At 61.0% G+C, this 18379-nt stretch carries 19 protein-coding genes and 2 pseudogenes; 16 read left to right on the forward strand and 5 right to left on the reverse strand.

The window, feature by feature from the left end; genetic code table 11:
- Window positions 1-54: 54 nt before the first annotated feature.
- From NKJ15_RS14775 to NKJ15_RS14790, 4 genes and pseudogenes are all read right to left on the reverse strand, one after another.
- Window positions 55-162: pseudogene (locus NKJ15_RS14775) on the reverse strand (ABC transporter permease); the annotation flags it as partial.
- A gap of 265 nt (window positions 163-427) precedes the next feature.
- Window positions 428-1048, reverse strand: coding sequence for a nitrogen fixation protein NifQ (locus NKJ15_RS14780; RefSeq protein ID WP_352816026.1), 621 nt, complete (start codon window positions 1046-1048; stop codon window positions 428-430).
- Window positions 1049-1407: 359 nt separating this feature from the next.
- Window positions 1408-1599, reverse strand: coding sequence for a ferredoxin (locus tag NKJ15_RS14785; RefSeq protein ID WP_352450761.1), 192 nt, complete (start codon window positions 1597-1599; stop codon window positions 1408-1410).
- 40 nt (window positions 1600-1639) lie between these two features.
- On the reverse strand, window positions 1640-2857 hold the full coding sequence (locus tag NKJ15_RS14790) for a cytochrome P450 (protein WP_352450760.1): 1218 nt from the start codon (window positions 2855-2857) through the stop codon (window positions 1640-1642).
- A gap of 436 nt (window positions 2858-3293) precedes the next feature.
- Here NKJ15_RS14790 and NKJ15_RS32975 point away from each other — a divergent pair.
- Window positions 3294-3635, forward strand: a pseudogene (locus NKJ15_RS32975) (hypothetical protein).
- A gap of 122 nt (window positions 3636-3757) precedes the next feature.
- Here the strand turns inward: NKJ15_RS32975 and NKJ15_RS14800 are convergent.
- Window positions 3758-4825: a hemin-degrading factor gene (locus tag NKJ15_RS14800; protein WP_352466652.1), complete on the reverse strand. Its 1068-nt coding sequence runs from the start codon at window positions 4823-4825 to the stop codon at window positions 3758-3760.
- A 724-nt stretch (window positions 4826-5549) separates the two neighbouring features.
- Here NKJ15_RS14800 and NKJ15_RS14805 point away from each other — a divergent pair.
- The 15 genes from NKJ15_RS14805 to NKJ15_RS14875 all read left to right on the forward strand — a co-directional run bounded on the left by NKJ15_RS14805 (window position 5550) and on the right by NKJ15_RS14875 (window position 18377).
- On the forward strand, window positions 5550-5870 hold the full coding sequence (locus NKJ15_RS14805; RefSeq protein WP_352815951.1) for an iron-sulfur cluster assembly accessory protein: 321 nt from the start codon (window positions 5550-5552) through the stop codon (window positions 5868-5870).
- 264 nt (window positions 5871-6134) lie between these two features.
- Window positions 6135-6380, forward strand: a complete 246-nt coding sequence (locus tag NKJ15_RS14810) for a NifU family protein (protein ID WP_352815953.1) — start codon at window positions 6135-6137, stop codon at window positions 6378-6380.
- A complete protein-coding gene (nifS, locus tag NKJ15_RS14815; protein ID WP_352815955.1) occupies window positions 6331-7548 on the forward strand; it encodes a cysteine desulfurase NifS in 1218 nt (405 codons plus the stop codon). The genes NKJ15_RS14810 and nifS overlap by 50 nt, the downstream gene beginning before the upstream one ends.
- Window positions 7545-8753, forward strand: a complete 1209-nt coding sequence (nifV, locus tag NKJ15_RS14820; RefSeq protein ID WP_352815956.1) for a homocitrate synthase — start codon at window positions 7545-7547, stop codon at window positions 8751-8753. Before nifS ends, nifV begins: the two co-directional genes overlap by 4 nt.
- Entirely contained in the window at window positions 8750-9130 is a 381-nt protein-coding gene (gene nifW, locus NKJ15_RS14825) for a nitrogenase stabilizing/protective protein NifW (protein ID WP_352503026.1), read from the forward strand. The genes nifV and nifW overlap by 4 nt, the downstream gene beginning before the upstream one ends.
- A 187-nt stretch (window positions 9131-9317) precedes the next feature.
- Window positions 9318-10169 carry an electron transfer flavoprotein subunit beta/FixA family protein gene (locus tag NKJ15_RS14830; protein WP_352450754.1) on the forward strand — a complete coding sequence of 284 codons (852 nt, stop codon included), beginning with the start codon at window positions 9318-9320 and terminating at the stop codon, window positions 10167-10169.
- Between the two features lie 18 nt (window positions 10170-10187).
- On the forward strand, window positions 10188-11297 hold the full coding sequence (locus NKJ15_RS14835; RefSeq protein WP_352483770.1) for an electron transfer flavoprotein subunit alpha/FixB family protein: 1110 nt from the start codon (window positions 10188-10190) through the stop codon (window positions 11295-11297).
- A 9-nt stretch (window positions 11298-11306) separates the two neighbouring features.
- Complete coding sequence (locus NKJ15_RS14840) at window positions 11307-12614, forward strand: FAD-binding protein (protein WP_352816028.1); 1308 nt, start codon at window positions 11307-11309, stop codon at window positions 12612-12614.
- Between the two features lie 11 nt (window positions 12615-12625).
- The gene (locus NKJ15_RS14845; RefSeq protein WP_023678245.1) at window positions 12626-12925 is read left to right on the forward strand and encodes a ferredoxin family protein; all 300 of its coding nucleotides are present in this window, start codon (window positions 12626-12628) and stop codon (window positions 12923-12925) included.
- Between the two features lie 176 nt (window positions 12926-13101).
- The gene (gene nifA / locus NKJ15_RS14850) at window positions 13102-14865 is read left to right on the forward strand and encodes a nif-specific transcriptional activator NifA (protein ID WP_352815958.1); all 1764 of its coding nucleotides are present in this window, start codon (window positions 13102-13104) and stop codon (window positions 14863-14865) included.
- A 234-nt stretch (window positions 14866-15099) separates the two neighbouring features.
- Window positions 15100-16578 (forward strand): nitrogenase cofactor biosynthesis protein NifB, encoded by a 1479-nt coding sequence (nifB, locus tag NKJ15_RS14855; RefSeq protein WP_352815959.1) that lies wholly within the window; start codon window positions 15100-15102, stop codon window positions 16576-16578.
- Window positions 16545-16805 carry a 4Fe-4S dicluster domain-containing protein gene (locus NKJ15_RS14860; protein WP_352763186.1) on the forward strand — a complete coding sequence of 87 codons (261 nt, stop codon included), beginning with the start codon at window positions 16545-16547 and terminating at the stop codon, window positions 16803-16805. The genes nifB and NKJ15_RS14860 overlap by 34 nt, the downstream gene beginning before the upstream one ends.
- A gap of 99 nt (window positions 16806-16904) precedes the next feature.
- The gene (locus NKJ15_RS14865) at window positions 16905-17225 is read left to right on the forward strand and encodes a nitrogen fixation protein NifZ (protein WP_031256099.1); all 321 of its coding nucleotides are present in this window, start codon (window positions 16905-16907) and stop codon (window positions 17223-17225) included.
- Window positions 17222-17434: a putative nitrogen fixation protein NifT gene (gene nifT, locus NKJ15_RS14870; protein ID WP_352542071.1), complete on the forward strand. Its 213-nt coding sequence runs from the start codon at window positions 17222-17224 to the stop codon at window positions 17432-17434. The genes NKJ15_RS14865 and nifT overlap by 4 nt, the downstream gene beginning before the upstream one ends.
- A 37-nt stretch (window positions 17435-17471) precedes the next feature.
- A complete protein-coding gene (locus tag NKJ15_RS14875; RefSeq protein WP_352815961.1) occupies window positions 17472-18377 on the forward strand; it encodes an SIR2 family NAD-dependent protein deacylase in 906 nt (301 codons plus the stop codon).
- Window positions 18378-18379: the final 2 nt, after the last annotated feature.

Consider the following 18379-nt stretch of genomic DNA (forward strand, 5'->3'; position numbering starts at 1 on the left):
GATCCAGAAAGTTCGAAAAGCTTCCAGGAACCCCAGCGCGCGCCCTGCCGGAACCTGGCCGAGAATGATGGCGGAGCCGGCAGCAACGAAATTGATGGCCACGCCGGAGACAATCTGGCCGCCCCAATGGGTGAGCGAGGCGAAACTGTGCACCAGCGCGAACAATGACGGCGCTGAACCGCGGCCGCCCAGGCGCCGCAACCGCGAGGCAGGCGAGCAGCAACGGCCCGGAGAACACCAGTTGCTCGGCGGCGATGGTGCGGGTCGCATCCTGCACCGCCATCATGACGGCGCCCGCCGAAGCGAGCATGGCGAGTAATCGGACAGCAGGCACAGCATTCAATCCCCGAAGGTGTCCGTCGACATTCGACAAGAGACACATGGCGCGGCGCGAGCGCTGTGCGCTGTACAATCTACGAAGCGGCTCTCAATCCGAGGCGATGCCGTCCTTGATCCGTGTGAGGCGGCTTTCGCCTTCCTCCGGGCCGAAACAGCTTTCGAAATCATTGCATTCCCGGCAACTGGGCGCGCTGCACAGCGAAAAACCTTCGGCCTCGCAGAGCTTGCGGTAAAAGTATCTCTTCCATTTCATGTTTTGGGTGTTGCCGGCCGCCAGCGTCGGAAAATGCGAGGCGAGCAGGCAGCCGAGGTCGCTTCGATTAAAAAGGCCAAGGTCCTGCCAGAGATGGTCATTGCGCATGGCACGCCGGGCGATGATCTTGGCGAAGCGGGCGCTCGCCGGGTCGCCCGGCCGGGCATGCGCCAGCAGCAGTCCGCGCAGAAGTTCTTCCTCCAGGTCCGGCTCGGGCTCGCTCACCTCTTCCAAGGCAAACGCGGTGATAGGAATAGCAGGGAAACAGCGGGCCAGGACATCGCGCAGCTCGGCGCGCGAAAGGCCGGTTGCCTGCGTCGCCGTCGCCTCGCCGGCCTCGATCTCCTCGAGCGCACGTGAAAGCACACAGGCAAGCACATGCTGGTCGAACCTCCTCTCCAGCTCGATCTGCGGCCATCGGCCGGTGCTGAGCCGGGCATAGTGTTGGGCAAATATGGTGCCGTTCTCCTGGTTTGTCCTATCAAGTCATGCAGCGACCCGGCCGGCCGCAACATGGGTCGGGCAGTTCTTCGGGTAGAGGCAGTCGCGGATCGTCTCGCGGTCGAGTAGTGCGGTAATTTTCGTCTGGTCCATCGGCTCTGTCGCAAATTCTGTGATTGGAAGAGGTGTTTCGCGAATCCCCGCCCTGCCGTTTGCGCCTCATGGGGAACACCTCGGCGCCGGAAATGCCCCCGCGGAGTTGGACGTGGACCATGCGGGACAGAGGTCGCGTGCTGTCCTTTCCAGTGCGGCCACATGGTCGACCCCATTCAAGCCCGCCAGACCCACGGTTGAATGACGTCTGATTCAAAGCGTCAGGGGGTGAGTTCCAGCGCACGTTCAGGACAGCATCGCGCGCCTCGCGATGCCGGCAGCTCCTCCCCTTCCGCAACTTCAATGTCACCAGGCAGGATGTAACCCTCGTCATCAAGCTTGAAGATGTCCGGCGCTTGCGCCGCGCATCGCGCGTGACCCTGGCATTTGGCATTTTGGACGATGATGCGCATGGCGGTGCCTCCATTGTCTGTGCCCCGGCTCGGGGCGGGCCTATGACCAGTCCAGGATCAAATTTTCGATCCCGAACACATGGCCGCCAGAGGTTATGGGTGCCGTACCCTGCTTGATCCTGAAAGCCGGGATGCGCGCCAGCCACTCCTCCAGGCCAATGACAATCTCCCGCCGGGCAAGGTGTGAGCCAAGGCAACGGTGGGGACCATAGCCAAAGGCGGCGTGGCGGTTGTCCTCCCGCTCCAAATCGATCGTGTTGGGGCATTCGAATTCCGCCGGGTCACGATTGGCAATCATCGTGGCGCAGGAAACATAGTCCCCCTTCCGGATCGGCGCGCCTTCGAAGTCGATATCTTTCGTAGCCACGCGGATCAACTGAATGGGCGGATAGGCCCGCAGCAATTCTTCGGTTGCGAGCGGGATGCGGTCCGGTTCGCTCCGCAGCAATTGCTGATCTTTGAGGTTGCGCGCGAGGTACGCCAAGTCAAAGCCTATAGCTGCTGCGACCGTGTCGAGCCCAGCGACGAAGACAAGCACGCCGATGCCGCGGACTTGGGTGTCCGTCAGCCGGCGGCCCTCGACCTGTGCCTGCACGATAAAGGTCATGAAATCGTCAACCGCCTCCTGGCGGCGCATGGCTGCAAGTTCGTCGATGAATGCCACGATCGTCCGGGCAGCCACAGGTCGTTCCTTATCATCGCCGTGGAGCAGATCTTTCCCCCAGCCGACGAATGTATCGAGTCGGTCATCGGGCAACCCCAGAAAGCGAAGAAAGGTGCTCACCGCGAAAGGAAAGGCAAAATCCTTCATCACGTCGCAGCTTGTGCCCGACGCGGCGATCCTTTCGATCAGCTCGACCGCCCGTTCGCGGACAGCCGGTTCCAAAGCCAACACCCGCTTTGGCGAAAGCAGCGGATTGAGCAGTGAGCGAAAGACGCCATGGGCCGGTGGATCGAGCTCAAGCGGGATCGTCGGCCAGTTTTCACCCAGTATGGAGGAGAAGATGCTGCGATGGCTGGAAAAAGTCTCTGCGTCCTGCAGCACCTTCCGCTGGTCCGCGGCACGGGTGATGACCCAGGTACCCCGGCCATCTTGCGTGTTGTAGCGGGAGTAAAAGATCGGAGGCCCGTCATGTACGCAAGCGACAGCTGCGTGTGGATCCCCGTTGGGTGTTGGTGGCATCCCTGGCGATGTAAATAGGCTGAAGTCCCTCACCATTTCGGGCGGGACATGATCTGGAACGGGCTTGGTCGCCATTTTGCTTTCTCTACATTGACGTTCATGGCTCGATTGAGATTGCACCTCTGTTCATAAAGTCGATTTGCAGCATGGGTACGTCTCGGGTCGGGCGCCTTCTAGATTCTGTCGCCCGATACAGCCCACCTGCACCAGCGCGGATGAGATCGGTTGCGAAGTCAATCAGAAGGGCATCTCCGCTGCGCAGCGGTCATGAAGCAAAGCCGCCGCTTGTTCCCGTCAGGGTCGAGAGGCTGGTCAATCACCGCTGAGCTCCGTGACGCACTGCTGATGCCCTGCTGATCAAATAGTCGAAGCAAGTCGCGTGCCGGATAGGCGTACCCATGGCGCTGCAGCAAGCGATGCCAGCCTGCACTGGGCCCGTCGCCGCTAAGTTGATGATCACCTGTCCATCATTCTTAGGACAACGTCCGACAACCGACATCCACGGTCGGTTTTGTCGAGTCCGCGACATAGGGCAGTTCGGCCTGGCGGCTGCTGCACAGCCTTCCGGTCGACGAGCGAGGAGATCGCTCGCAGGGCCAGGATTGAGCAACGACGCGATCCACCGAAAGGATCGGGTGTGGTCCGACAAGACCCGCGGCGCTTGCCCGCGATGATCGAAATTATCAACAAGGTCGAGCCGCGCTTCGGTTCGGCGCTGATGGCGTATGCGTTGTATCACTCGCAGCCGCTGCAAGGATTTCCGGTCAGACGAGCGATGCACTCGTGCGCAGCGATCCGGCCGGCGACGAGCCTGACTGTATCGATGCGGTCCAATTCCGGCGTGCACACCTGACCGTCCGTATGCGCTACGACGGCAAGCTCTATCGCACATGGACCTATATTTCCTCGCGAGCCGCTGTCGGAACGTGGTGCCGAGTCCTATGGCGGCCGGTTCATTCCGAGGGCCTGTCGGCTCTACACATCCCTGTCGGTCGGACCGGGAACGCGTGGCAGACTCTCGGCCAGAAACCGCCAGTCGCTGCGCTCGCGTTCGCCTTCCTTGCGCGCGCCGAAGAACTGGATGATCATCTTGCCGTCGGCGTCATAGGCTTCAACGGACGTGACGTGACCGTCCCTCGTCGGCTTGCGCACGGCCCAGACCTCGCGGATGTGATGAGTCCTAAGATGGAGATGGAAGTTCTCGTCGAGCACATTGATCCGCGGCCCGATCTGCTTGACCGACTTGATCGGGCCGGAATGGATCTGGATGCAACCACGATTGCCGACAAAGCACATGATCGGCATCTCGTCTTCGGCCGCCTGTTGGAACAGGGCGCCAACGGCGTCATTGTCGAGCAGCCAGGCGTAATCCTCGTCGGCCATACGCATCGCCTGGCAGCGGCTGAGCTTCAGTGTCTTCAACATATGGTAGAACTGATGCACGTCGCTCAGCCGGCTCCAGTGCTCGCGTAGGTCGTCGACCGTGGCGGCTTGGTCTTGACTCACTGCGTTATCGCGCGCCCCGCTCGCCTCGACCGATATGATCGGCTCCTGGTCGGAGGATACGAGCTCTGCCGCCAGATTCTGATAGGCGTGCAGGTTCGAGGCGGGCCTGAGATGTATTTTGTGCATCGCCTCGCCGGTGGCATCAAAGAATTGCAGGCTGCGGCGGATCTCGGCTTCCTCGCGCTTCTCGACGGCGAAGCCATACGCCCACGCTTTCGGGAAGATGCGCAGGTCGATCTCGTCGCCGAGCACCATGGCATGCGGGTTGCCGGTGACCACTTTGTCGTAAACGCCGATCTTTTGGTGCACGGCACTTTGGTTGCGGGTGACCGCCATCACCTCGCCGACCGCTTCGAGGCCGGTCAGCAGATCATCGACGCGCGGCTCGATGCGCACCGCGCCGTGACCACAATGCGCCGCGACCAATTCGGCTTCCGAAATGCCCAACCGAGCGGCGAGATCATGCTCCCGGATTTTCGGATTGTCTTCGCACGCCCGCCGGATTTCGTCCGGCGACGGTTTCTCGCGCTGGTCCATGTCTTACCCCTGCTTCCACCTACGTGTGAGGATCAGCTGCCCTGCCGGTGAATCTTCAGCCGATCGGGCGCGCCGTAATGCTCGACCCTGATCTGCTGCTGGCCCGTGAACAAAGTGTCGCTGGACAGCGTGCGCACGTCGTCGCACCCGCGCGAAAACCGGGGGTGCTATCGGAGCGGCGAGACCCGAGTGACACGAGCAGGCACATGCCGATGGAATCACATCGAGCCGGTCGGTGGCCACCGGGCGGTGGTGAGCGATTGTGGGTGTTGTCGCAATCGGCCAATCGGTCATTCGGATGCCACGGGCGGCGCTGCTTCGCCAAACAAAGCGTGTCTGACCCAGTCCTGACATGTTGCTCCCTTGCTTCGCCCCATCGATCGGAGGGCACCCACGACACGATTGTGGATCGGCAGTCTCTTGCCGCCTCGCCAGTGGAGCTTCAAAAACCGTGCCAATTGGGCCGAAGCAAGCTCAGAAGAAGTCTTCTGTAATGGTCATTGGTTTAATGTGAGTTCAGCCAACAACTCAGGCCCAACATCCCGCGTGGCGGACCCGACAAACCCGACAGTACGTGTCGGTTGGCCGACACCTTCGCAGCAATGGACTCACAAGAACCACAGCAGTGTCAGAGATGCCGCGCTGTGTTGAAACGTTTTTTCGCTTTGGCACGGTGCATGCAACGTGATGCGCAAGCAGGTCCCGGACTGAGGAGAATGGAGCCATGATTACGCTCACCGACAACGCTGTTGCCGCCATCAAGACTGCTCTTTCCCGCGCCAGCGAGCCGGCGGAAGGCTTTCGCATCATGGTCCAGGCCGGCGGCTGCGCCGGCTTCAAATACTTAATGGGCCTGGAGAGCGTGTCGCGCGAGGGCGACGCGATCACCGAGACAGATGGGATCAAGCTGTTCGTGGACGCGGGCTCCCAACCGCATGTCGCCGGCATGACCGTCGACTTCCTCACCGGGCTCGAATCTTGCGGCTTTGTCTTCGATAACCCCAACGCGCGCGAGAAGTGCGGCTGCGGCAAGTCCTTCAGTTGATCGCCCGAAGCGCCTGTGCGGGTCCATGAAGCGATTGCCGCCGACGGACTCATTTGCGGCAGAGGAGGCTTATATGGCCGGCACAACAGATGTCCCTGTCCTCAAGAACAAGGCAAGGTCGAAGCCGATCTTGGGACCGGCAATCGCTTCAGGTAGGACGCAAAGAACGTCGCCTCCCGAAACAGTTCGGTTCCTGGTGGCACCCAAGCTGCTGGCCGCCAAATCGCGCCGCTGCGCCAAATTCGGCTTATCGATAACGTTGTCGTGTTCGGGCGTCCTTACCTGCGGGCTGACGGCGGCGACTGCGGACTTGTCCGTGTCGACGCCGATCCGGTCTACGTCAAACTCTCGGGCGTCTGCGCCGGCTGCCAGTTCGGGCCCATCATCATCAACGGCATACGCCAGAGGCTCAATGAGGCGGTCGCGCGCTCGCGTCATTCCGCTCAACTGAGGATCGCACATGAAACCTGTCTACCTCGACAACAACGCAACCACACGGGTCGATCCTGAGGTCGTGCAAGCGATGTTGCCGTTCTTTAGGGATCAATTCGGCAACCCTTCGTCGGCGCACGCTCTTGGCGCCTCAGTCAGTGCGGCGGTGAGAAAGGCGCGGAGGCAGTTGCAAGCTCTGATCGGCGCGGAGTTCGACGATGAGATCACCTTCACCTCGGGTGGGACAGAAAGCGACAATGCAGCGCTTCTTTCGGCGCTCGAGGCGGCGCCCAACCGAACCGAGATCGTGACGTCCGCGGTCGAGCATCCCGCCGTGCTGACGCTCTGCGCGCATCTTGAGAAGACCCGCCGCGTCAAGGTGCACAAGATCCCGGTGGATTGCCGTGGCCGGCTCGACCTCGACGCCTATATGGCCGCCCTCACCCCACAGGTCGCAATCGTCTCGATAATGTGGGCGAACAATGAGACTGGTGTGATCTTCCCCGTGGCCAGGCTTGCCGAGTTGGCCAAGGAAGTGGGCGCCCTTTTCCATACTGATGCTGTGCAGGCGGTCGGCAAGCTTCCGATGGACCTGAAGTCGACCGCAATCGACATGCTGTCGCTCTCCGGCCACAAGCTGCACGGGCCGAAAGGGATCGGCGCGCTTTTCGTAAAACGTGGCGTCAATTTCCACTCGCTGATCAAGGGGGGCCACCAAGAACACAACCGGCGTGCTGGCACCGAGAATACGCCCGGCATAGTCGGGCTCGGCATGGCGGCCGAACTCGCCTTGAAATTCATGGACGACGAGACCACACGGGTAAAGTCGCTCCGCGACCGTTTAGAGGACGGGATTCTCCAGCGCATCCCAAGCACCTGTGTCACTGGTGATCCCCTGGAACGGTTGCCCAACACCGCAAACATCTCCTTCGAACATGTCGAAAGTGATGGAATTCCACTTCTCCTCAGCCGCGTGGGCATCGCGTGTTCCTCCGGCTCCGCCTGCACCTCCGGCTCGCTGGAACCGAGCCATGTCCTGAGCGCGATGAAAACGCCACACGCGGCAGTCCGCTTCTCCTTGGCGCGGGACAACGGCGAAGCGGACGTCGACCGGGTGCTCGAGGTCATGCCGGCAATCGTGGAGAAGCTGCGTGGCTTTCCCAGTTCTGGGCCGGGTAACCGAACCTCCGAAGACGGTCAATCCGGTCTATGCCTGAGCGGCAGCAGAACCGGCTACCGTTCATGACCCGTCATGTCTTTCTCAACGATACGACCTTGCGCGATGGCGAGCAGGCGCCCGGCGTCGCCTTTACCACGACGGAAAAGCTGGAGATCGCCGAGTCTCTTGCGGCGGCCGGCGTCACAGAGATCGAGATCGGCACGCCGGTCATGGGCGCCGACGAGATCGAAACAATTCGCGCCGTGGTCGCGCGGTGTCTCCCGGTTCGGCTCATGGCCTGGTGCCGGATGACGTCGCTGGATCTCGATGCAGCGATCGAGAGCGGCGTCCACGCCATCAATCTATCGCTGCCTGCGTCGGACATCCAACTTGCCGCCAAGCTCGGCCTCGATAAGGCGGGAGCGCTCCAGGTCATCGAACGTATGGTCAGGCGCGCAGCCGCCGCCGGCTTCTTCGTCGCGGTGGGCTGCGAGGACGCCTCGCGGGCCAATCGGGATCATCTCGCCCGCGTCATCGAGACGGCTGCACGCGCCGGCGCAAGCCGCGTCAGGCTAGCCGACACAGTCGGCGTTCTCGACCCGTTTTCGACCTTCGAACTTGTCGCCCAGCTCGTGGCGCAGTCTCCAATCGAGCTTGAATTTCATGCGCACAACGATCTCGGACTTGCTGCCGCCAACACGCTGGCCGCGATCCGCGCAGGCGCGCGCCATGCGTCCGTCACCGTCCTGGGGCTCGGCGAGCGTGCGGGCAATGCCGCGCTGGAAGAGGTGGCCGCCGCGATGGCGGTCCTCGACGGCGCGAATACCGGCATCGAGCTGACCGCATTGCCCGACCTCGCCGCCCAGGTGGCTTGGGCCTCCCGCCGGCAGACCGCGGCCATTAAGCCGGTCGTGGGCCCCGATGTTTTCACCCACGAATCCGGCATTCACGTCGCAGGGCTGCTGAAGGACTCGCGTACTTATCAGGGGCTCGATCCGGCTCTCGTGGGCCGCTGCCGGCGTATCGTCATTGGCAAGCATTCCGGCGCCACTGCGATTGCCCATGTGCTGAGCGAAAGCGGTCGCGATCTCGACCCGGATTTGGCAGCCGCGATGGTGGCCCGCGTCCGGCGCGAGGCGGCCGAGACCAAATCGACCGTCACTGCAACTCAACTGGTCGAGCTCTACGATGAAATGTGCAGCGAGGCATCCCTCGCGGAGCTGTGCGGGTCCAGGTCAGCCGTGCGCGAGCCCACCGACACCACAGTTTTCCGACCAGGGAGAATGCAATGAATTGTTCCGCTGACAGCCGCCCCATCGATGTCACCGACATCCTCGCACGACTGAAGCGCCTGTCGGCTGCGGAGGAGTTCTTCGCAGTCCTTGGCGTCTCCTATGATCCGAAGGTGCTGAATGTCTCGCGGCTCCATATCATGAAGCGCGTGGGCCAATACCTTGCCGAAGAAGATTTCTCCGGTCTGCCCGACCAGGTGATTGCCGCGCGGGTGCGCGCGACGCTCGAACGCGCTTACGAGGACTTCGCGGTTTCCTCGCCGCTCACCCATCGGGTCTTCAAGGTGCTCAAAGACCATGATCCGAACAAACCTGCCACGCCGGGCCGCACCTTTGTCCCGTTCGACTCCGTACTGAAGCGGTTCGGACAGGAATGACCGCGACACGGGTTGCGACGCGACAATGTCGAGAAGCCGACAAATCCGGTCATCACCACGGCGCCCTCAGAAGCAACCAACGAAGTTCTAGGAATAGGGGGCAGCGCAAAACAGTTGGCACGAATGATGCACACCAAGGAGATAACCGCCAAGCCCGCATCCGGACAGGAGCCTAGAGAAACCGCCAATGCACATCGTAATCTGTATCAAGCAGGTGCCGGACTCGGCACAGATACGGGTCCATCCGGTGACGAACACGATCATGCGCCAGGGTGTTCCGACCATCATCAACCCTTACGACCTGTTCGCCCTCGAAGAGGCCCTCAGACTGCGCGACGCCTATGGTGGCGAAGTCACCGTGCTCACTATGGGTCCGCCCATGGCAGAGGACGCGTTGCGCAAGGCGCTCGGATACGGCGCCGACCGAGCGGTGCTCTTGACCGACCGCTATTTTGCCGGCTCCGACACGCTGGCGACCTCCTTCGCCCTTTCCCAGGCAATCGCGAAGGTTGGCGAGACGTTCGGCACGCCAGACCTCGTCTTCACCGGCAAGCAGACGATCGATGGCGACACCGCCCAAGTCGGGCCCGGCATCGCCAAGCGCCTCGAACTCCTGCAGCTTACCTATGTCGCGAAGATCGCCTCCATTGATATTGCTGCGCGCGAGATCAAGGTCGAGCGCCGCTCCGAAGGCGGCACACAGATGCTGAAGAGCAGTCTCCCTTGCCTGATCACCATGCTGGAAGGCACAAACGAGATCCGCCGGGGCTCGATCCAGGACGCCCTGTGCGCCGCGCGCAGCCAGGTCTTAAAATGGAGTGCCGCCGACGCCGGCATTGAGGATCTCACCAAATGCGGCCTGCGCGGTTCACCGACGGTCGTCAAGCGCGTTTTCGCCCCTCCTGCGCGGGCGGAAAAGGCGGCAAAAATCGACACCGCCGAGATGGCCTTGCGCGATGTCGCTGACGAACTCATCACGGCAATCTTCACCCGCCAGCCGGCATTGGAACATGAGCTCGCCTTCAACGGCGGCGCGTGAGAGGGCAAGGAGCAGACGATGTCGACCGCGAACCGAGAAACCCCTCGCCCTGCCGCCGGCCGTGCCGGCATAAAGAAGGAGCTGCCCGCGCATTTCAAGGACTACCGGCACGTCTGGGTTTTCATCGAGCTCGAACGCGGCCAGGTCCATCCCGTATCATTCGAACTGCTCGGCGAAGGCCGCAAGTTAGCAGACAAGCTTCAGGTCCAGCTTGCGGGCGTCGTGCTTGGACCGCCGGGAGAGGCCATCGGGAACGCCGTTGCCGAAGCCTTCGCTTATGGTGCCGACCTTGTCTACATCGTCGAGGCGCCGCTGCTCGCCGACTATCGGAACGAACCATTCACCAAGGCGATGACGGATCTGGTCGATACCCACAAACCCGAGATCCTTCTTCTCGGTGCCACCACACTCGGCAGGGATCTTGCCGGCTCCGTGGCGACGACCTTGCAGACAGGGCTCACGGCCGACTGCACCGAACTCGATGTGGATACCGACGGTTCGCTCGCCGCCACCCGTCCGACTTTCGGCGGTTCCTTGTTGTGCACGATCTATACGCTCAATTTCCGCCCCCAGATGGCGACAGTGCGACCGAGGGTCATGCCCATGCCGCAGCGGGCGGATAAACCGGTCGGGCGTGTCATCCGGCACAAGCTCTCGGTAGCCGAGGACGAGATCGTTACCAAAGTCCTCGGCTTCCTGCCGGATAGTCAGTCGGCAAAGGCAAATCTTGCCTATGCCGACGTCGTGGTTGCGGGAGGCCTCGGTCTAGGCGCGGCGGAGAACCTGCAGCTTGTGAAGAATCTCGCGCGAGCAATCGGCGCCGAGCACGGCTGTTCGCGCCCGTTGGTCCAGAAGAGCTGGATGCCAGCTGATCGGCAGATCGGCCAAACTGGCAAGACCATCCGGCCGAAGCTTTACATAGCGGCCGGGATTTCCGGCGCCGTCCAGCATCGGGTTGGCGTCGAGGGGGCGGATCTCATCGTGGCCATCAACACCGACCCGAACGCGCCGATTTTCGATTTCGCTCACCTCGGGATCGTCACCGACGCGATCCGCTTCCTGCCCGCACTGACGGAAGCCTTCACCCGGCGGCTGTCGCCCCACAGTCGCGACAAGCTTGCGAGCTAAGGGATGGACATGATTGAGGAACAATTCGACGCCATTGTTATTGGGGCCGGCATGTCCGGAAACGCAGCTGCTTACACCATGGCCAGCCACGGCCTGAAGGTGCTGCAGTTGGAGCGGGGTGAATATCCGGGGTCCAAGAATGTCCAGGGTGCCATCATGTACGCGAACATGCTGGAGAAGATCATCCCGGATTTCCGGGACGATGCGCCTCTCGAGCGGCATTTGGTTGAACAGCGGCTTTGGGTGATGGACGACACGTCCCACACCGGGATTCACTATCGGTCGGACGACTTCAATGAGGCGAAGCCCAACCGCTACACGATCATTCGTGCCCAGTTCGATAAATGGTTTTCGCGTAAGGTGCGCGAGGCCGGCGCGACGGTTCTGTGCGAGACGACCGTGACGGAACTCATCCGTGACGCCAAGGACAGGGTGATCGGCGTCCGCACAGACCGGGCCGGCGGAGCCATCTACGCGGACGTGGTCGTCCTCGCAGAAGGTGTCTGCGGACTGCTTGGCACGCGGGCCGGCCTGCGCGAGATGCCGAAGCCGCAAACCGTGGCGCTCGCCGTCAAGGAAATGCATTTCCTCCCCGAAGAGGTCATTGAGCAGCGGTTCGGCCTCAAAGGCGATGAAGGCTGCGTGATCGAGGCGGTGGGCACGACCTCCCGCAGCATGGCCGGGCTCGGCTTCCTCTACACCAACAAGGAGTCGATCTCACTGGGCATTGGCTGCCTCGTCTCCGACTTCGCCGCGATGGTCGAGAGCCCTTACGTCCTCCTCGACGCCTTAAAAACCCATCCTTCGATCCGGCCGCTGATTGCCGGCTCGGAAGTGAAAGAATATTCCGCGCATCTCATTCCCGAAGGCGGCTACAAGGCTATTCCGCAGCTCTTTGGCGACGGTTGGGTCGTGGTCGGCGATGCCGCGCAACTGAACAACGCCATTCACCGCGAGGGTTCGAACCTCGCCATGACCTCCGGCCGCATCGCGGCTGAGGCAATCATCGAGGTCAAGAGCCGCAACGGTCCTATGACCAAACGGAATCTCGCCCTTTACAAAGCCATGCTGGACAAGTCCTTCGTGGTCAAGGACCTAAGGAAATACAAAGACATGCCGGCCTTGCTCCACACCAATTCCTGCAATTACTTCACGACTTATCCGCGGTTGATGTCGCAAGCCGCGCAGAACTTCTTGCGTGTCGACGGCACGCCGAAGATCGAGAAGGAAAAGGCGACCGCGGCGGCCTTCATCAAGGCGCGCTCGCGCTGGGGGCTGGTCAGCGACGCGGTCCGCCTTGCATTGGCGTGGCGCTGAGGGGAGACGAAATGACGATCGCAGTGACGAAGTCACGTGTCGAGGACAAGCTTTACCAGAACCGCTACTTGGTGGATTCCGGCCGTCCGCATATCAAAGTGCGACCGCACGAGAGGCCAAGCGCGAACTTGCTCGCGCTGACCCACGTCTGCCCGGCGAAATGTTATGAGTTGAACGACAAAGGTCAAGTGGAGATCACTGCCGACGGCTGCATGGAGTGCGGCACCTGCCGGATTTTGTGTGAGACCAGTGGCGAGATCGAGTGGAACTATCCACGCGGCGGCTTCGGAGTCCTCTTCAAATTCGGATGACCGACGCACGCACCGTATCAAGAGCGTCAATCTTGGTACACCTGAGGTCGCGACCAACGCCTAGTCTATCTTTGCTGGAATCGCCTCGCAACGAAGAGAAGCTCGTGAATACTGTGCTTTCAGACTTCAGATACAAAAGGAGGAGCACTCTGGACGACAACCCCTGAGGTGTTTCCATGGCTCACGTACCCCAAGATCGGGTCGATGAGGTAGCACCTCGGGATACCCGGCCTGAACCGCCCATCAAAAGCATGCCCCAAGCAGATATCGCGCTCAGGGGACTCTACGAGATATCGAAGGTGCTGACCGCCCCCAGCGAGCTGGAGATTACGCTCGCCAATGTCGTGAACATCCTGCCTTCGTTTCTGCAGATGCGTCACGGAGCAATCGTCGTCCTGGACGCTGAAGGAGAGCCGGAGATTGCCGCAACTGCCGGCAATACCCACGCACCTCAATCAGGCACTCGCCGCGTCATACCACAGGCCGTAACAGATCAAATCGTCGCTACGGGGACGCCGCTGTTCATACCGGACGTCCGCAAGTCCCCACTATTTCAGGCTGACCTTCAAACGTCTTCGAGCAGCGGCACCATCCCGATTGCCTTTATCGGTATCCCGCTAAAGGCTGATCATAAGATCCTTGGGACATTGTCGATCGACCGCGCCGGAGACGGCGCCACCGACTTTCGCGACGACGAGGACACATACTTCCTGACGATGGTCGCCAACCTTGTCGGCCGGACCATCCGTCTCCATCGCACCCTGAGTACAGATCGTCAGCGGTGTGTCCATGAGCAATGGAGACCGGAGAAATCGCCCAACGAGGGGAGGACCTACGACCCTGCCCGGCATGCGGATGCCAAAATCGACGGGATCATCGGGGAAAGCCCCGCACTCAAGCAGGTGCTCGAAACCCTCTCGGTCGTAGCAGGGACCAATTCCACCGTGCTTCTGAGGGGTGAAAGCGGCACCGGCAAGGAATTCTTTGCGCAAGCCATTCATAAGCTCTCACGTCGGAGGAAGAAGTCTTTCGTCAAATTGAACTGCGCCGCACTGTCTGAAAGCGTTCTGGAGTCAGAACTGTTTGGGCATGAAAAGGGCGCTTTCACGGGTGCTATCTCCCAGCGCGCCGGTCGTTTTGAATTGGCAAATGAGGGAACGCTGCTACTTGATGAAATCGGCGAGATTTCGCCGGCCTTTCAAGCCAAGCTGTTGCGTGTCTTGCAGGAAGGCGAGTTGGAGCGAGTCGGCGGCACCAAAACGCTACAGGTCGACGTGCGCCTCATATGCGCCACCAACAAGGACCTCGAGACGGCCGTGATAAAAGGGGAGTTCAGGGCCGATCTTTATTACCGCATCAATGTGGTGCCAATTATCCTGCCTCCGCTCAGAGAGCGACCCGGCGATATTCCACGCCTTGCGAACGCCTTTCTGAACCGATTCAACAAGGAGAACGATCGCGCACTCGCCTTCGCGCCGTCGGCGCTTGATCTGATTTCGCAATGCTACTTCCCCGGTAACGTCCGCGAGCTGGAGAATTGCGTCCAAAGGACGGCCACACTTGCGCGTTCAAGGACGATCACTCCATCCGATTTCGCCTGTAAGAAGAGCCAGTGCCTTTCCTGGCTCCTCTGGAAACGAGCCGATCGCTCGAATGGCGGCAATGCCATCGACGATCTCGCACCGGTCAACGCAGTGCCGGTCGGATTGCGGCTGCCGGCCAGTCGCATCGGTGCCTCCGCAGGCAAGGTATCTCCCCTTACGGCCGGCGATCCGAACGATCCCGCTTGTCCCCCGGGTCTGACGGAACGCGACCGGCTGATCGACGCGATGGACAAGGCCGGTTGGGTTCAGGCCAGGGCGGCTCGTATCCTCGGCCTCACGCCGCGGCAAATCGGCTACGCCCTGCGCCGACATGGTATCGAGGTGAAGAAATTCTAGACGTCGTAATGACGTCAAACGTAAGCCCGGAGTAGTCTCCCTCACACTCTGCGCGCCCAAGGTAGCCTTCGCGACCCGATTTGCTTGTCCACTGTCGGAAGCCCGACAAAGGTGTGTCGGAGCAATCCGACGGAATCCGACACGAAAGCCAATTCGTGAACCAAAACCGCTCTTTGAGCTGGCATAGCTCTTGCGGTTTGAACTGCGACATTCACCCAGCAACGGAGCCGTTCGATGTCCGCACCGGCAATTTCGCTTGAGAGCCTCAGCACGACATTCGGTGACCAGTTGCTTGCCACCGTGAAAGCCGCTGGCTGCGCGTCTTCGTCCTGCGGCTCGTCGATAAAGCCGGACGGCACGGATCCGGCTATCTGGGAGAAGATCAAGGATCACCCCTGCTTTTCAGAAGAGGCGCATCACTATTTCGCGCGCATGCACGTCGCGGTCGCGCCCGGCTGCAATATCCAGTGCAACTACTGCAATCGCAAATATGACTGCGCCAACGAAAGCCGGCCTGGGGTGGTCTCCGAAAAGCTGACGCCCGACCAGGCGCTACGCAAGGTGGTCGCGGTCGCCAACGAGGTGCCGCAGCTTTCCGTGCTCGGCATCGCCGGACCGGGCGATGCCTGTTACGACTGGAAGAAGACGAAGGCAACGTTCGAACGAGTCGCCAGGGAAATCCCAGACATCAAGTTTTGCATCTCCACGAATGGGCTCGCGCTGCCGGACCATGTCGATGAGCTTGCCAACATGAATGTCGATCACGTGACGATCACCATCAACATGGTCGACCCTGAGGTCGGTGCAAAGATCTATCCTTGGATCTTTTACGACCATCGCCGCTACGTCGGCATCGAAGCCGCCCGGATCCTGCACGAGCGGCAGATGTTGGGTCTGGAGATGCTGACCGCGCGCGGCATCCTCACCAAAATCAATTCGGTGATGATCCCCGGCGTGAACGATGAACATCTGATCGAGGTGAATAGATGGGTCAAGGAGCGAGGCGCGTTCCTGCACAACCTCATGCCGCTGATTTCGGACCCGGCGCACGGCACGCACTACGGACTGAGCGGGCAACGCGGCCCAAACGCAATGGAGATGAGGGCTCTTCAGGATCGTGTCGAAGGCGGCGCCCAGTTGATGCGCCACTGCCGGCAGTGCCGGGCAGATGCCGTCGGCCTGCTCGGAGAGGATCGTGGCCAGGAATTCACACTCGACCGGATTCCCGGCGAGGTCACCTACGATGCCAGCAATCGCAAGGCCTATCGGGAGCTGGTCGCGGAGGAGCGCCGTGATCACGTGGCGGCTAGGAGAGAAGCGATCGGATTGGTCAAGGCAGCGAGCCCCGGCAAGTCCCTTCTCTTCGCGGTGGCGACCAAGGGCGGCGGCCGCGTCAATGAACATTTCGGCCATGCGAAGGAATTCCAGGTTTATCAAGCCTCGCCGAGAGGGATCAGTTTTGTCGGGCATCGCAAGGTGGAGCAGTATTGTCTCGGCGGCTGGGGCGGAGAAGCCGCCCTCGATGGCGTCATCGCAGCGCTTGAAGGCATAGATATCGTGCTGTGCGCCAAGATCGGAAATTGCCCGCAGGATCAGCTCGCGGACGCTGGAATCCGAGCCATCGACGCATATGCCCACGACTATATCGAGACCGCAATCAGCGCGATTTACGCCGCCGCGTGTGGGACCCCCGCACTCGCGGCGACGGCCTGAGCGCGTCTCATCCATTCGGACCAGGAGTTAAAATGGCTTTCAAGATCATCGCATCCCAATGCACCCAATGCGGCGCCTGCGAATTCGAGTGTCCCTCCGGCGCGATCAAGTTCAAAGGCGAGAGCTATGTGATCGAGCCGCAAAAGTGCACCGAGTGCGAGGGGATCTTCGATGCGCAGCAATGTGCCTCGGTATGCCCGGTGCCGAAGACCTGCGTTCCTGCGTGACGAACATTGGGCTGCCGACATGGTCGGGGATGCCTTCGCAGGACGCCTGGAACGCCTTTGTTCACAATCTGCAGCCTCAAGAGAAATCAGGGAACGGACATGTCGCTCGGACGCGAAGAGGAGGTCGAAATCCGCAGGCCTCCACGATTCATGCCGGGAGAGCGGGTACGTGCCACTCGCCACATAAAAAATGACGGCACCTATCCTGGCAGGGAGATCGGCGAAAATCTCGTGCGGAAGGGCGACGAGGGATATGTGCGCGACATTGGCACCTTTCTCCAGCAGTTCTTCATCTATGCGGTCGAATGGATCGACCGTGGCACCGTCGTCGGCATGCGAGCGCGTGAACTGATGAGCCTCGACAAAGCCGAGGCGCCCTGCAGTGCTGAAAGCAATACCAATGAAGGGACGGCCAGATGAAAGTCATGATCCGCAGGACCGAGGCTGGCTTGTCGGCGTATGTCCCGAAGAAGGACCTCGAAGAGCCGATCATCAAGCTCGAGAAGGAAGAGTTGTGGGGCGGAACTGTGACGCTCAGGAACGGGTGGCGGCTCCTCCTACCCGATCTTCCACGGGATACGCGTCTGCCGATCACCGTCGAGGCAAGGAAGGTTTCCGAACAGGACTGATGCTGCCCCTCGATAGGTGCGTCGCGAGGAAACGAGCATGAACACGATCCTGACATCGGGCCACCTCGTCATCGTGCGGGACAGTTTTGCCGAAAAGCTGCTTGACCTGGCGAAGGAAGCGCTTGCCGCCGATCAGGTGATCCCCTATCTCGGTCCGGGTCTTCTTGGGTTCAACTGTGCGGAACCGCCTGTGCCACATACGCCGGAGGTCGTTGCCGCGGCACTCAATGCACGGGCGCCAGCCCCTTCCAGGATCCGCACCAATATGTGGTCGGTTGCGCAGTTCATCGAACAGCGCCGGCATCGCCGAACGCTTCAAGCTTGGATGACCGACATATTCGCAGCGCCGGTGGCGCCGACCCTCCTCCACGCCTGGCTGGCAAGGCTGCCGCTCTCCCTCATCGTCGACAGCTGGTACGACGGCGCGATGCGCACGGCTCTCGTAGAGACCGGCCGAACGGACGTCGTTGAGATACAAGGCGTCACGCGGGCGAACGAAATCGGTAACATTTGGACGAAAACCTACGATTTGTCCGGGAGGGAACTCGACCCCCGATCGGGGGCAAAGACGGTTCTCTATACACCTCACGGGAGTATTAGGCCGGCGCAAAACTTTCTCGTCGCAGATTCCGACTATGTCGAAGTCCTGACCGAAATCGATATCCAGACACCGATCCCAGACGTGGTGAAGGAACGGCGCATCACCCGTGGATTTTTCTTCGTTGGCTGCCGCTTCAACGATCAGATGCTGCGCACCTACGCCAGGCAGATCATGAAGCGCTCCCGAGGTCCACATTGCGCGGTAATGGACGCGGAAACGCTGACCAGAAACGAAGCGCGTTTCCTTGCGGCAAGCGGAATCACGGTGATCGACATGCCAGTAAGTGAAACCGCGGCTCGGCTTATAGGAACGCGCCCTGCTGCAGGTGGTGGACAGGATTAACA

The organism is Mesorhizobium sp. M0207, from assembly GCF_040321995.1.
Lineage (GTDB): Bacteria > Pseudomonadota > Alphaproteobacteria > Rhizobiales > Rhizobiaceae > Mesorhizobium.

Coding starts and splice junctions, on each gene's coding strand:
- NKJ15_RS14785 (WP_352450761.1), bottom strand. CDS start 1,599: ATGCGCATCATCGTCCAAAATGCCAAATGCCAGGGTCACGCGCGATGC.
- NKJ15_RS14790 (WP_352450760.1), bottom strand. CDS start 2,857: ATGGCGACCAAGCCCGTTCCAGATCATGTCCCGCCCGAAATGGTGAGG.
- NKJ15_RS14800 (WP_352466652.1), bottom strand. CDS start 4,825: ATGGACCAGCGCGAGAAACCGTCGCCGGACGAAATCCGGCGGGCGTGC.
- NKJ15_RS14805 (WP_352815951.1), top strand. CDS start 5,550: ATGATTACGCTCACCGACAACGCTGTTGCCGCCATCAAGACTGCTCTT.
- nifS (WP_352815955.1), top strand. CDS start 6,331: ATGAAACCTGTCTACCTCGACAACAACGCAACCACACGGGTCGATCCT.
- nifV (WP_352815956.1), top strand. CDS start 7,545: ATGACCCGTCATGTCTTTCTCAACGATACGACCTTGCGCGATGGCGAG.
- nifW (WP_352503026.1), top strand. CDS start 8,750: ATGAATTGTTCCGCTGACAGCCGCCCCATCGATGTCACCGACATCCTC.
- NKJ15_RS14830 (WP_352450754.1), top strand. CDS start 9,318: ATGCACATCGTAATCTGTATCAAGCAGGTGCCGGACTCGGCACAGATA.
- NKJ15_RS14835 (WP_352483770.1), top strand. CDS start 10,188: ATGTCGACCGCGAACCGAGAAACCCCTCGCCCTGCCGCCGGCCGTGCC.
- NKJ15_RS14840 (WP_352816028.1), top strand. CDS start 11,307: ATGATTGAGGAACAATTCGACGCCATTGTTATTGGGGCCGGCATGTCC.
- NKJ15_RS14845 (WP_023678245.1), top strand. CDS start 12,626: ATGACGATCGCAGTGACGAAGTCACGTGTCGAGGACAAGCTTTACCAG.
- nifA (WP_352815958.1), top strand. CDS start 13,102: ATGGCTCACGTACCCCAAGATCGGGTCGATGAGGTAGCACCTCGGGAT.
- nifB (WP_352815959.1), top strand. CDS start 15,100: ATGTCCGCACCGGCAATTTCGCTTGAGAGCCTCAGCACGACATTCGGT.
- NKJ15_RS14865 (WP_031256099.1), top strand. CDS start 16,905: ATGTCGCTCGGACGCGAAGAGGAGGTCGAAATCCGCAGGCCTCCACGA.
- nifT (WP_352542071.1), top strand. CDS start 17,222: ATGAAAGTCATGATCCGCAGGACCGAGGCTGGCTTGTCGGCGTATGTC.
- NKJ15_RS14875 (WP_352815961.1), top strand. CDS start 17,472: ATGAACACGATCCTGACATCGGGCCACCTCGTCATCGTGCGGGACAGT.